Genomic DNA, 11799 nt, shown 5'->3' with positions numbered 1-11799 from the left:
TGTAATGCTGAGATCATGGCGAAAATTGAGTTACCTGACAATATCTTGAATACCCTTTCGACTGTTCTGCTGCAACTTCAGCAAAGCCTGCCCGAGCTGAAACATGCTCCTGATTTTTCTGCACATGCCTATAAATGGCAACAGGGTGAACTCAAGCCCATTCATCAGCTTAGACAGATGGAACTGGCCGATTTAAAAGGGATTGAGCGACAAAAAGAAAAAGTCATTCAGAATACTTTGCAGTTCTTAAATGGGTTGCCTGCCAATGATGTCTTGTTGACTGGTTCGCGTGGCACCGGTAAATCCTCTATCGTTCGTGCCCTGCTGACCGAATACGCAGCGCAAGGTTTACGCCTGATTGAGATTGAACGCGATGACTTGTCAGAACTTCCGGAAATTCAAAAACTGATTGTAGACCGCCCTGAAAAGTTTATTGTCTATTGCGATGATCTGGCCTTTAACGCAGAAGATGAAAATTATCGCAGTTTAAAAAGTGTATTAGATGGTTCATTGCAATCGGGTTCGAGTAATTTTGTGATTTATGCAACCAGTAACCGCCGCCATTTACTGCCAGAATTTATGCATGAAAATACGCCTGTCACCCGGGTCGATGTTCCGCAATATACTGAGCTACATCCTCAGGAAGCAATTGAAGAGAAGATTTCGCTATCTGACCGTTTCGGCTTATGGCTGTCTTTTTATCCAATGGATCAGAATTTATATCTGGAAATTGTAGAGCATTATCTTAAAAAGGCTGAGATGGAATTGACCCCGGAAACCCGAGCCGAAGCCTTGCGCTGGTGTCAGGCACGCGGTCAACGTTCGGGACGTGCCGCGTATCAGTTTTCCAAGCACTGGGTTGGGTCGCAGCAGTTAAACTCTTTGTAAATTATTACTACTCAAAAAATAAAAAGCTCCGCCAGTACAGAGCTTTTTACTCACCTCAATCTTAGTTTTTATCACCAATAATCGTAGACCAGAACAAGTCATCAATCTCGCTACCATTAAAATAAACGGTGGCCTTTAACGATTCAGGCTGATTCTGTTTCACTTCAATCACCTGATCATAACGGTCAGTAATTTTCAGTACACCCTCTTTTGGCAAATGCTTATAATTATTTAATACAGTTTCATCCATCTTGAATGGTGTGGTGGTATCAAAGTCAAAACTGTAACGATAATCTGCCAGAGCAGGCTGACCGATAATCGTGCCACGACTGCTTAAGGTACGGATACCTTTGCTCTCACGACCATAATCATCGACTAGGCTATAACGATAATTTCTTACCTGCAAATACTCCTTACTCTTGCTGTTAAATTCCGCACCCGAAGCGCCGGCCTGATCCGTCTCTGCTATACGCTGAAATTCTAATTGATCGATTTGATAAAACTCGGATTGCCCTAATGCATCTTTACTTTTACGATGCACAATCGTGCCAGAAATCAGATAATCATCCTTGAGATTAAAATCTACATTTGAGCCATAGCGGACATTGGTGAAAGTTAAAGTGGTAGTGTCGCCATTTACGGTCTGAGTGATGCTCGAACCTTTACGATAGGTTTTATCCAGAACCACACAATTGTCTTTATTGTCTTTTAATTTCAGCGTCTTAACCGCACTATTGGTATTTACTTCCGAACAGATCAGATTTGGATATTTAATACTGTTTATACCCAGATTATAGATCTTGATGATACGGCCAGTGCGGCCATAGGGATAATCTCCAAATACCTCACCAATCATGTGACCCAAGGCAACGTTATAGTCGGTATCATTACTGCTATTTCCAGAAATTTTATCGCGAATTTTATCTAAGATTTTCTGATTTTCAAAAGGGATAAACTCTTTTGAAAGTTCAGGGGAAATGCTTTCCTTAGGAACATTTGGAGGCGTGGTCACTGCAGCACGATCTGAATCACTGCCGCTTGCGCCGCCACAGGCACTAAGTAAACCCGAGACAACAGCGAATCCGAATAGAGAAATCGGCTTTTTCATAAAATTTATTCCCTAAATTTCTATGCATTTTTATTTGATTATTACTAAAGATTAACCATCTCAAAAGTGAACAGCCAAACGCTATAACTGCCGATTGATATTTTTTCTTGGCACTGCTTCTGTTTGGCACGTTTCATCATTCATTAAAGGAACTGTTATTTCTGTAAATTTAATGTAAATATTAAATGACATAGATCATGAAAAAATGAGCGGCTAGCCTGCTGTTCTTGCTGATCAGTCTTAGGCTTGAGTAATTTTTTAGTCGAATAAATAAGAAACATTATCTGTAATAAAATGCATCATATTTGTAAACTAAGCGTTAAAATCAGCTCTATATGGCAAACCATTAAAATGTATCATCCTCCTAGAAAAGCGATTTTCCGAAAAAAGTAATTGTGTTGTTAAATATATAAAAAAACAATGTATTACAATTATTTAAATATACTTAAAAAGCTAGACTTTAGTGTAAAGGATTGTTTTTTTTAAGCAACTTTTACTTTAGACTAGCTTTTCATTTTTTATATTTAAATTAACGGTTTAGGCAATGAAAATCCAAACAACATTATTAATCACTTGCGTAATAACACTAATGACAGCATGCAGCCAAGTTAAGACACAAGAATATTATGCTGAACATCTTGAAGAAGCACAAAAAGTCGTACAAAAGTGTGAGATTGAAGCCCGCAAAAACAAAGAACTAAAAGATAAGTTTGTAGAAAACTGTACCAATGCCAGCATGGCAGTCATGAATGGCATGCTTAACAATTTAAGCCAAGGCCTATTCAAATAAATACTTATAGCCTAACAACAAAGAGAACAATAATTTTGATGTTGGGCTATTTATATAGCCATAAATGGCTGTGTTTTTATTACTCTATTTAACCCGTTTACAATCTAAAAAATAATTTTACCCATTATATTTCAATATCTTGAAAAATTATGTTGCTTTATTCAGACGTTTATACTCAAACATATTCCTATCCGCTTGTGCGAGTGCTTCAAATAAACCATGCGCTGGATGGCGCATTGCCATACCAATTGCTGCTCCGATGTTTGCCGTGCTAAACGCTTCGATCAAACGTTCAAGCAGACTCACATTACTAGACTCATCATTTTCAATGCTCAGAATTACGAACTCATCTCCACCCAGACGGGCGATAATATCATTAATCCGTACATTTTCCCGGAGCACCTGAGCCGCTTTCTGAAGCAGCTTATCCCCTTCATCATGCCCTAGGCTGTCATTAACTTTTTTGAGGTCATTCAGGTCAATAAATAATACAGCAGCAGGATGACCATACCGTTTGCAGCGCTCTTCTTCTGCCCGTAACAGTTTTTTCCAGGCACGCCGGTTATATAATCCAGTTAACTCATCTTTACTGGCTTCTTCCTGCAATAATTCATGTTGTCTGATCTGCTCGCTTTGACGCAGTTCCGCCTGCAAAATCGAACTCAGTAGTTGACCAAATAACTCGACCATTCCCATATCCTGAAGAATCGCTTCGGATTTGATTTCCGGATCAATCGCACACAGTGTTCCAAACAGACTACCATCTTCATTGATTAAAGGCTGACCAATATAAGCCTTGATACTCACCTGCTGGTTAATCGGTGCAGTCGCATAAAGCGGAATATCTTCAGAACGAGGGGCAATTTTAGGTGCTTTACCTGCCACCATATGAGAACAGAAAGAGTCGGCCCATTGAAAAACCTGTCCAGCTTGTACATTGTAGCCATGATCTTCACTTTGCAGCACAATCCAGTCCTTAGCTTCTACTCGGGTGATCATCCATAAATTAAAGCCAAAATGCTGATGCAGAAACTGTAATACTGCCTGCCCAGCATCCTGAAAACTTTTAAAATTTATATTCTCCATCCGAAGTAACCCCTGTCCACATTTGCCAAAATATGAGTAATATAAAATTGGAAGTATTAAACTATTTTTCTGTATTTAATAGCGTGTATTTATCTTATAACAGCTATAAAAATAAATATTCACAACACATCGTTTCATAAGTTTTCATTAAAGAATTAATAATAAAAAAGAGGCCTAAGCCTCTTTCTGTCAAGCTGAATTTATACTTCCGCAGGATTGGTTAATTCCGTCATTGGCCAACGTGGTGTCGTCGTCACCGCCAAGCCATCCTGTTGCCCTGCTTTTAAACGCTGATAACCGGCAAAGGCAATCATCGCGCCATTATCAGTACAGAGTGCCGGTTCTGCATAATAAACAGTCGCTTTAATTTTGGCTAAATCTGCTTCTAAACGCTCACGTAAGCGTTTGTTGGCACTGACACCACCGGCAATCACTAAACGCTTCAAGCCCGTCTGTTTCAATGCTTTAACTGACTTTTTCACCAAGGTATCGACAATGGCTTCCTGAAAACTTGCTGCAATATCTGCATCACGGTTTTCATCACCCAGTTTTTTCATTTGTACAGATACAGCAGTTTTTAAACCGCTAAATGAGAATTCCAGCCCTTGATGGAGCATTGGACGTGGGAAAGCAAAAGCAGCAGGATTGCCTTGTTCAGCCAGTTTGGAAATGTTTGGCCCACCTGGATAGGGCAGACCCATCATTTTCGCCACTTTATCGAATGCTTCTCCGGCTGCATCATCAATCGATTCACCCAGCAATTCATACTGGCCAATGCCATAGGCTGCCATCAGTTGTGAATGCCCACCAGAGACCAACAGCGCCACAAATGGAAATTCTGGCGCTGTTTCAGACAACAATGGTGCGAGCATATGCCCCTCCATATGATGAACACCAATTGCCGGTTTGTTCAATGCAAAGGCCAAAGTTCGACCAAACAACGCACCTGTCATTAATGCGCCCATTAAACCTGGCCCACGTGTATAGGCAATGGCATCAATTTCCGATTTTTTGACGTCAGTTTGCTCCAATAATTCATTCATTAATGGAATCAGTTTACGCACATGATCACGTGACGCCAGCTCTGGAACCACACCGCCATATTCTGCATGCAGTTTAATCTGGCTATAAAGCACCTGCCCGCGTAAACCCAACTCGCTGTCATACAGCGCAAGTCCTGTTTCATCACACGACGTTTCCAAGCCTAAAACGATCATTAAACTGCCTATAACCTGTATCAATTCTATTGCAGTCACTATTATATGCTTGTGGTATGAGATGTAAATGAGTAAAATACTGACCTTCACTTGTGATCACAGGCATTCGGCCTGCGATCTTATCCATAACTTTATGAGGATTCTTCATGCCACAAGTTAAATTGAAAGAAGGCGAACCAGTAGACGTAGCTATCCGTCGTTTCAAACGTTCATGCGAAAAAGCGGGTGTTCTAGCTGACGTACGTAAGCGTGAATTCTACGAGAAACCAACTCAAGAACGTAAGCGCAAAAAAGCTGCTGCTGTTAAACGCTACCAAAAGAAATTGGCACGTGAATCAGTACGTACGACTCGCCTTTACTAAGATTAATTTGTGATTGACTGCCTGGATTAAATAATGACGACTTTAAAAGACCACATCACGGATGTTTTGAAAGCAACAATGCGTGCAAAAGAAATGTCCAAGCTGACGGTCATACGTGGTCTACAGGCGGCAATTAAGCAAATAGAAGTCGATGAGCGCAAAGAACTTGACGACGCTCAAGTTCTTGCGGTCATTGAAAAACAAATTAAACAACGTAAAGAATCGATCAAGGCCTTTGATGGTGCTGGTCGAGAAGATTTAGCTAGTAAGGAACAAGCCGAGGTTGAGGTGTTATCTCAATTTCTACCAGAAGCTATGACTGAGGAAGAACTTGATTCCATCATTGCGCAAACGATCGCAGCGCAAGAAGCTACTAGCATGAAAGATATGGGTAAGGTGATGAATTCTCTGCGTCCGCTCATAGCCGGGCGCGCCGATCCTGCACAAGTTTCAGCTAAAATTAAAGCGAAACTTGCTTAATCCCACTTCTCTAATATTCGATCTTTAACGTTGAACTGACTTTTTATAAAAGACAGTTCTTAACGTATTCTTATTGCAAATAACAGTCAACCTGATAACGTTTCAGCAATTGCATCTCTTTTGAAGATTTCACTTCTATAATCACATCCTGTTTAGTTATCTTCTGAAACTGACGATCCAGATAAGCACGATTTTGGTCAGCCGCCTGATATAAGCGATCGGCATAACGTTGCACAATACTACAAAAATGTGAATTCTGTGCTGCGCTAAAACCTTGTTGCTGCGGATTCAAACCACCCAAGAATTGACGCGATTCCTTTTTATAGTCAGTATTAATACGCTCTACCGCATCTACATACTCAACAGCACTCGCAGCAAATACCGCATAATTCCACCCCAATAGACAGATGCCCAATAATATTTTCTTCATAGCATGCTTCAGATTTAATCGCACTGATCATTAAAAAAAGATTGTAGCCCGATTCAGTATATCCTGACCATATCATCCTGATATAAAAAGCTTAAAACCTGACTAAGGCTTAAATTTTATATTGACGTGCCTGCTGCATCTGTTTCAGGCGTTGGTTAATGGTTGCAGATAAAGATTGATTATTTTTCGCTGTACGCTGTGCATGTAATAATGACTTGATGGCAGTTTCCTCATAACCGGACCAGTATTCTACTTCTGCACGATAACGCAGCACATTGGCGGCCTTGATTGCCGATGCAGGCTCTGCATTGGTCGCCAGTTGCATCAGTCGCCAGCCGCTCACATCGCGGGAATTGGCATTCAAAAATTTTTGTACAATCTGTTTAGCTTGATCTGGTTGCTGGGCACGAATCAAGACTTCTGCATATTTATAATTGAGCGCGCGGTTTTCCGGCATGATTCGCGCTGCTGAAGCCACACTTTTCAGCGCTGCATTCAACTGGTTCTGACCTAAGTAAATATCAGTCTGAAACAAGACCAATAAAGGATGCATCTGGTTATGCTTTTTCGCCTGATCTAAAGCAGCCTGTGCGGCCTGAAAATCACTTTGCTGTATCTGGTAGGCAGCCAAAGCAAGCTGACCGGCAAAATTATTCTGCCGATTCATCAAACTGAGCTGCTCCTCACTGGTCTGGCGAGACAGCACCCTGCTATACCATTTGATAATCTCAAAGTCCTGATCATTCAGCTTAGGTTTGACCGCAGGCAGCTGATTGGCACGCAAACGTGCTTCACTCATACGCTCAGTCGTCAGTGGATGGGTGAACCAGAAATCCGGCAGGAAGCTTAAGCGACTGGTCGAGCGATGCATGACTTCGAAGAAGTCAGCCATACTATGCGGGTTATAGCCCGAACGATACATATATTGCATGCCAATTCGGTCTGCTTCACGCTCCTGATTACGACTATAAGTCAGCTGTTTATCCATCAACGCGGCTTGCGAACCCATCATCACCGCAGCACCCGCATCACCATCCGCCTGAGAGGCCACCAACGCCCCGACCAAAATTCCGGCCAATGCCAGCAAACCCTGCCCTTTAAAAGCATCTTGAGAGCGACTGTAATGACGTTGTGTGACATGTGCAATTTCATGCGCCATCACCCCCGCCACTTCATCCATATTTCGGGCTGAATTGATTAAACCAGCATTAAGAGCAAACAGCCCTCCCGGCACAGCAAAAGCATTAATTTGTGGATCATTAATCACCAGTAAACCAATGGGCTGTTGTAACTGAGTCTGACTGAGAATATGAGAAAATACCGACAGCAGCTGGTCTTCCAGCCATGGATTCTGCATGACTGGCATTTGCTTATGCACTTCGCGATAGACTTTTTCACCGATCATTCTTTCTTTTTGCTGATCGAGTAAACCCACGCCTGTACCAATATCAGGCACAGAAAAGTGTGCAGTCGCTTGATTAAAATCATGGCTAGAGCTATGCCCTGTCACCATGCACATCGTTAAGCCACACGCCAACGCCAATCGTTTCAATGAAAAATCTCTAAATCTATTGTTCTAAGCTGCCTTGAATATAGCATTGAAAAATGGGCATATACGCAAGAAAATGTTATTTAATATTATTGAAACTCAGGATTAACCACATAGCGTGGCACTCGCCCTTCTAAAGCATCCACCAGATTCTGATAGGCCAATTCGGCCATTTTTTTACGGGTTGCAGCCGTCGCAGAACCCACATGTGGCAATGTAACCACATTGTCCAACTGAAATAATTCAGATTCTTTTAAAGGTTCTTTCTGATAGACATCGAGACCGGCAGCAAAAATCTGCTTGGCTTTTAAAGCGTCAATTAAAGCCTGCTCATCAATGACTGAGCCACGTGAAATATTCACCAATACCGCATGTGGTTGCATTTTTTCCAACTCAGCCGCTGCAATCAGCGCTTTAGAATCAGCATTTAAGTCAACCGCAATAACGACAAAGTCGGAACGCTGTAATAGTTCATCTAAGTCAGAATACTGTGCATTCAGGCCTTGGGCCAATTCTGGTTTTTCACGGCGATTATGGTACAGAATATTCATATTGAAACCATAAAAACCACGACGTGCAACTGCAGCTCCAATATGACCCAGACCGATAATACCTAAAGTTTTTCCAAAAATATCCAGACCAAATTGTGCTTCACCGACAGTACGCTGCCATTGTCCTTGTTTGGTCCAGTGATCCAGATAAGCCACTTTACGTGCCGCAGACATCAACAATGTAAAAGCCAGATCTGCCGTGGTTTCAGTCAGTACATGCGGGGTATGGCTGAGATAGATATTTTTTTCATTTAAATAATCAAGTTCATAGTTGTCATAACCGACACTGACACTAGAAATGACTTTAAGCCGGGTGGCAGTCGCCAGATTGTCACGATTCAGCAATCGACCTGCACCAATCATGCCATCGGCATCCTGAACCTCCTGCAAAAGCTGCCGGTTCACATCGCCTAACTTGGGTTGTATATAAGCGACATCATAATGTTGTTCAAGTTTATTTTGAATATCAGCATCGATCTGACTAAATACAACCACTTTTTGTTTCATATTTTTTATTCCAAACTCATATTATTTCAAGCTGGCAGACCTATTTTGCATAAACTGCCATAAACGTTTTTTCAGAATTGGCTGATCTAGCATTTCCTGTAAAGAAGCCAACTGGATTATTTTACTATTTGAAATATAAGGTACAGTTCCCAAAAAAATAATATTTTTCTCGGCACTCATCCCATCGAGAAAACCCTGAATATAAGAGTCCACACCGCGCCCATCCTGAACATTGGCCCAAGGAAATGGCCAGTTCAGCTCACAAAACTCGCTGACCACTGCACGCTGGATATTCGTCCATAAATTCTGGGTTTCTTCAGTCATTGCAGTCGCATCAATCACAATACTGCAATGGGCCAGACTTAAAATCTGCAAACTAAATGGCAGAATTTGTATGATTTCACGCTGTTCCTGAACCAGTACTGGCGTGGGCACTGATACCACAGGCATGACTTCAGCTTCGGGCTGAATAACCGGCTCAGGAATTGATAGATCTGTAAATACCTCGGGCTGCTTGGACTGAGGCAAGACAATGTCACTGTGAAATTCTGGTGCAGCCTGATCACGCCAGATCGAGACCTGATGTGGCTGACATGCGCTGTCCCTAGGAATCCAGAGATCAATTCCTAATGTTGCCAGTATGTCACGCTGATGCCCTATCATCTTTTCATCATCACCAATTTCAGGCTGAACATTTTAGCCGGATTGCCTCTACTTTGCCGAACTTTTTCCGCTTTTCTTTTTTATCCTGATGGATTCTAATACAAAGTCGATCTGCCTGCTAAAAACTGTACTTTTAATACTCAATTAAATCACTACCTCTGTTATAACAGATGCAGTTTCAAACTGTGAATTGTTGTCTTCTTTTTTACATAATGGTTAAACTGTTTTTCTTCAACATTTGTTGAATAATCTGCTCTGCCTCAAAACCCAAGCGCCAATAAAGCAGTTCCATCACATCCAGTTCGTCCTGAGTCACAATACGGTCGCTCCACAAACAGGCTTCTGCGATACCCAAAATCCCGAGACGTTCACGCAGTAAAAGTCCCGCAATATCATTCAGAATTTCCGCCAGATCAATCGGCTCATCAGAAATTTCATTGTATAAGTCCAATTCTCGAGCCGACAAAATCCGGTTTAAAATGCGTTCGCGAACCTCAAGCTGGTTTCCGCTATTAATCTGCTGCACATGCAACAAGGCATCAATCAGACGCACAATCTGGGGCTTAACTTCATCCAAAGCTGTTGGAATATGTGCGGGCAATAGATTCAGTTCATATTTGACACATTCCAGCAATAAGGCATCGAGCAAGCCAATTTCACCATCTTCCTGAATAATTCGTGCCAGTTTCATCAAAAACTGACGTGCAACTGTGGTGGGCATCCCGCCAATATTCTTACAAGCTTGCTGGAAAATCGAAATATGCACCCGCCCATCCAGATTCAGCAGTGAATCTACAATGGCGCGGCTCACCTCAGCCTCAGTCGGAATAAATTCACGATATTGACGAATCATCAAAATGGCAACCATGACTTCACGCGAGCCGGTCGCCGTCTGCAATGCACGTTCAAGCAACTCCGGACGCGGCATACTCAGCCGCAGCTCTGGATTCAGTGGCTTGATCGCATCTTTAATTGCAAAGCTGATTGGAGATAGACGCAACAACGGCAGAGGCTGTGGCGAACTCCAGCTCATCGCAGTCTCGGGCACCACTTCTTCCAGAGAACGAAATAAACTGAATAAAGGCTGATTCTTGAGTTTCTTCAAGTTCTCGAGCTGCAAATCCTGAATCAGGGCAGGATTTAATTCATAAATTCGTTGATTAATATTTGGGTGAATATTCAACCAGTTTTGCGGACTCAAGGAATTGGCAAAACACATATGGGAAATGGATTCGGCATATTCACTATAGATTTGCGAACCGGAATGATGCACATGAATTCTGAGTAAAGTCTGGATATTGGCATCATTTTGAATCAGGCGGCGAGTTTTCTGGTCATTCTTAAAAGTGCGTCCACCCAGTGAAATATATTTAATAAAGCGTGTGATCAATACCCCCAAACTGCCAATCAGCCAGATTACTGCGCCAATTGCGACATAAAAGGTTTCAAACTTATTTTCACGTCGAATACCAGTTCGATAGAAACCAGATTTGGCAATTTTGCTGCCCCACTGGCTAAAGGTGGTTAAACTGCTATACAAAATTTTTAAGCGGGTATTTTCCGCAGTTTCACCCGACAGAATTTTATTAAATTCGTGACTGAGTAAACCATACAGCTCGACTTTATCCAGAGTTTGTACCGCACCCCAAGTCAGAATAATCGCGGTATCTCGCGGGCTAAAACCCGCCGTCAGCGTATTAACTCCAACTTCATCGGGCAGTACATACACCGCCGGAGGTTCAATTAAAAAGGTATCGGCCAGCTGCTGGGTAATTTGCAGTGCCACACTTTCCTCAGGAATACTTTCCATCGGGCTGAGACGGCGCGCACCCATCTGTTTTGCCAGCGAATAACCGCCATTCCGGAAAAGATAAAATTCATAGATGACCGAGATCATCATGGCACATAACAGCAAAGCAATCAGATAAGGACTGAGCATATGCCAGAAAATAGACTGGGTAGAATCAACATAAAAAACGAATAGACCAACAACGGTATTGATAATAAAAATAGTTAACAGCACAGCAATCAAGCAGAAGCTTACAGGCAATACGATATTCTTGTTTTTTATAAAATCATATCCTACGTTGCGCAATGTAGAACCCTAGTTAAGATTATTTTCAATGGGTTCATCATAAAACAAAAAAGCGGGAAATTCCCGCTTTTTC

At 42.0% G+C, this 11799-nt stretch carries 12 protein-coding genes; 4 read left to right on the top strand and 8 right to left on the bottom strand.

Annotated features, from left to right (window positions below; translation table 11 throughout):
• The first annotated feature begins 15 nt into the window (after nucleotides 1-15).
• Complete coding sequence (locus FTU95_RS01785; protein WP_180077341.1) at nucleotides 16-888, top strand: ATP-binding protein; 873 nt, start codon at nucleotides 16-18, stop codon at nucleotides 886-888.
• A 61-nt stretch (nucleotides 889-949) separates the two neighbouring features.
• Here FTU95_RS01785 and FTU95_RS01780 read toward each other — a convergent pair whose 3' ends face one another.
• Nucleotides 950-1996, bottom strand: coding sequence for a hypothetical protein (locus FTU95_RS01780; RefSeq protein WP_180077339.1), 1047 nt, complete (start codon nucleotides 1994-1996; stop codon nucleotides 950-952).
• A 544-nt stretch (nucleotides 1997-2540) separates the two neighbouring features.
• Between FTU95_RS01780 and FTU95_RS01775 the strand changes: the two genes are divergently transcribed.
• Nucleotides 2541-2786 carry an EexN family lipoprotein gene (locus FTU95_RS01775; RefSeq protein ID WP_180072088.1) on the top strand — a complete coding sequence of 82 codons (246 nt, stop codon included), beginning with the start codon at nucleotides 2541-2543 and terminating at the stop codon, nucleotides 2784-2786.
• 147 nt (nucleotides 2787-2933) lie between these two features.
• On the opposite strand, the gene FTU95_RS01770 is transcribed toward FTU95_RS01775, so the two are convergent.
• Nucleotides 2934-3872, bottom strand: coding sequence for a sensor domain-containing diguanylate cyclase (locus FTU95_RS01770; protein ID WP_180072089.1), 939 nt, complete (start codon nucleotides 3870-3872; stop codon nucleotides 2934-2936).
• A 200-nt stretch (nucleotides 3873-4072) separates the two neighbouring features.
• Nucleotides 4073-5089: a tRNA (adenosine(37)-N6)-threonylcarbamoyltransferase complex transferase subunit TsaD gene (tsaD, locus tag FTU95_RS01765; RefSeq protein ID WP_005171546.1), complete on the bottom strand. Its 1017-nt coding sequence runs from the start codon at nucleotides 5087-5089 to the stop codon at nucleotides 4073-4075.
• Nucleotides 5090-5235: 146 nt separating this feature from the next.
• Between tsaD and rpsU the strand changes: the two genes are divergently transcribed.
• Entirely contained in the window at nucleotides 5236-5451 is a 216-nt protein-coding gene (gene rpsU / locus FTU95_RS01760; protein ID WP_001136722.1) for a 30S ribosomal protein S21, read from the top strand.
• Between the two features lie 33 nt (nucleotides 5452-5484).
• Nucleotides 5485-5931 carry a GatB/YqeY domain-containing protein gene (locus FTU95_RS01755; protein WP_180077337.1) on the top strand — a complete coding sequence of 149 codons (447 nt, stop codon included), beginning with the start codon at nucleotides 5485-5487 and terminating at the stop codon, nucleotides 5929-5931.
• Between the two features lie 70 nt (nucleotides 5932-6001).
• On the opposite strand, the gene FTU95_RS01750 is transcribed toward FTU95_RS01755, so the two are convergent.
• From FTU95_RS01750 to FTU95_RS01730, 5 genes are all read right to left on the bottom strand, one after another.
• Nucleotides 6002-6361, bottom strand: coding sequence for a hypothetical protein (locus FTU95_RS01750; RefSeq protein ID WP_004729945.1), 360 nt, complete (start codon nucleotides 6359-6361; stop codon nucleotides 6002-6004).
• A gap of 109 nt (nucleotides 6362-6470) precedes the next feature.
• Nucleotides 6471-7913: a M48 family metalloprotease gene (locus FTU95_RS01745; RefSeq protein WP_218944592.1), complete on the bottom strand. Its 1443-nt coding sequence runs from the start codon at nucleotides 7911-7913 to the stop codon at nucleotides 6471-6473.
• A gap of 86 nt (nucleotides 7914-7999) precedes the next feature.
• On the bottom strand, nucleotides 8000-8968 hold the full coding sequence (locus tag FTU95_RS01740) for a D-glycerate dehydrogenase (protein ID WP_005096586.1): 969 nt from the start codon (nucleotides 8966-8968) through the stop codon (nucleotides 8000-8002).
• Between the two features lie 21 nt (nucleotides 8969-8989).
• Nucleotides 8990-9631, bottom strand: a complete 642-nt coding sequence (locus tag FTU95_RS01735; protein WP_100329781.1) for a hypothetical protein — start codon at nucleotides 9629-9631, stop codon at nucleotides 8990-8992.
• Between the two features lie 205 nt (nucleotides 9632-9836).
• Nucleotides 9837-11726, bottom strand: a complete 1890-nt coding sequence (locus FTU95_RS01730) for a M48 family metalloprotease (protein ID WP_100329782.1) — start codon at nucleotides 11724-11726, stop codon at nucleotides 9837-9839.
• Nucleotides 11727-11799: the final 73 nt, after the last annotated feature.

The sequence above is a fragment of the Acinetobacter sp. YH12208 genome, assembly GCF_013418055.1.
Taxonomy (GTDB): domain Bacteria; phylum Pseudomonadota; class Gammaproteobacteria; order Pseudomonadales; family Moraxellaceae; genus Acinetobacter; species Acinetobacter pseudolwoffii.
Note: the sequence above shows the minus strand (reverse complement) of the source record. Positions and strands in the feature narration are given on the sequence as shown.

What these genes read in the sequence shown, in the direction of transcription:
- rpsU (WP_001136722.1), top strand. Translation starts at nt 5,236, where the DNA reads ATGCCACAAGTTAAATTGAAAGAAGGCGAACCAGTAGACGTAGCTATC.
- FTU95_RS01770 (WP_180072089.1), bottom strand. Translation starts at nt 3,872, where the DNA reads ATGGAGAATATAAATTTTAAAAGTTTTCAGGATGCTGGGCAGGCAGTA.
- FTU95_RS01780 (WP_180077339.1), bottom strand. Translation starts at nt 1,996, where the DNA reads ATGAAAAAGCCGATTTCTCTATTCGGATTCGCTGTTGTCTCGGGTTTA.
- FTU95_RS01755 (WP_180077337.1), top strand. Translation starts at nt 5,485, where the DNA reads ATGACGACTTTAAAAGACCACATCACGGATGTTTTGAAAGCAACAATG.
- FTU95_RS01775 (WP_180072088.1), top strand. Translation starts at nt 2,541, where the DNA reads ATGAAAATCCAAACAACATTATTAATCACTTGCGTAATAACACTAATG.
- FTU95_RS01740 (WP_005096586.1), bottom strand. Translation starts at nt 8,968, where the DNA reads ATGAAACAAAAAGTGGTTGTATTTAGTCAGATCGATGCTGATATTCAA.
- FTU95_RS01785 (WP_180077341.1), top strand. Translation starts at nt 16, where the DNA reads ATGGCGAAAATTGAGTTACCTGACAATATCTTGAATACCCTTTCGACT.
- tsaD (WP_005171546.1), bottom strand. Translation starts at nt 5,089, where the DNA reads ATGATCGTTTTAGGCTTGGAAACGTCGTGTGATGAAACAGGACTTGCG.
- FTU95_RS01750 (WP_004729945.1), bottom strand. Translation starts at nt 6,361, where the DNA reads ATGAAGAAAATATTATTGGGCATCTGTCTATTGGGGTGGAATTATGCG.
- FTU95_RS01735 (WP_100329781.1), bottom strand. Translation starts at nt 9,631, where the DNA reads ATGATAGGGCATCAGCGTGACATACTGGCAACATTAGGAATTGATCTC.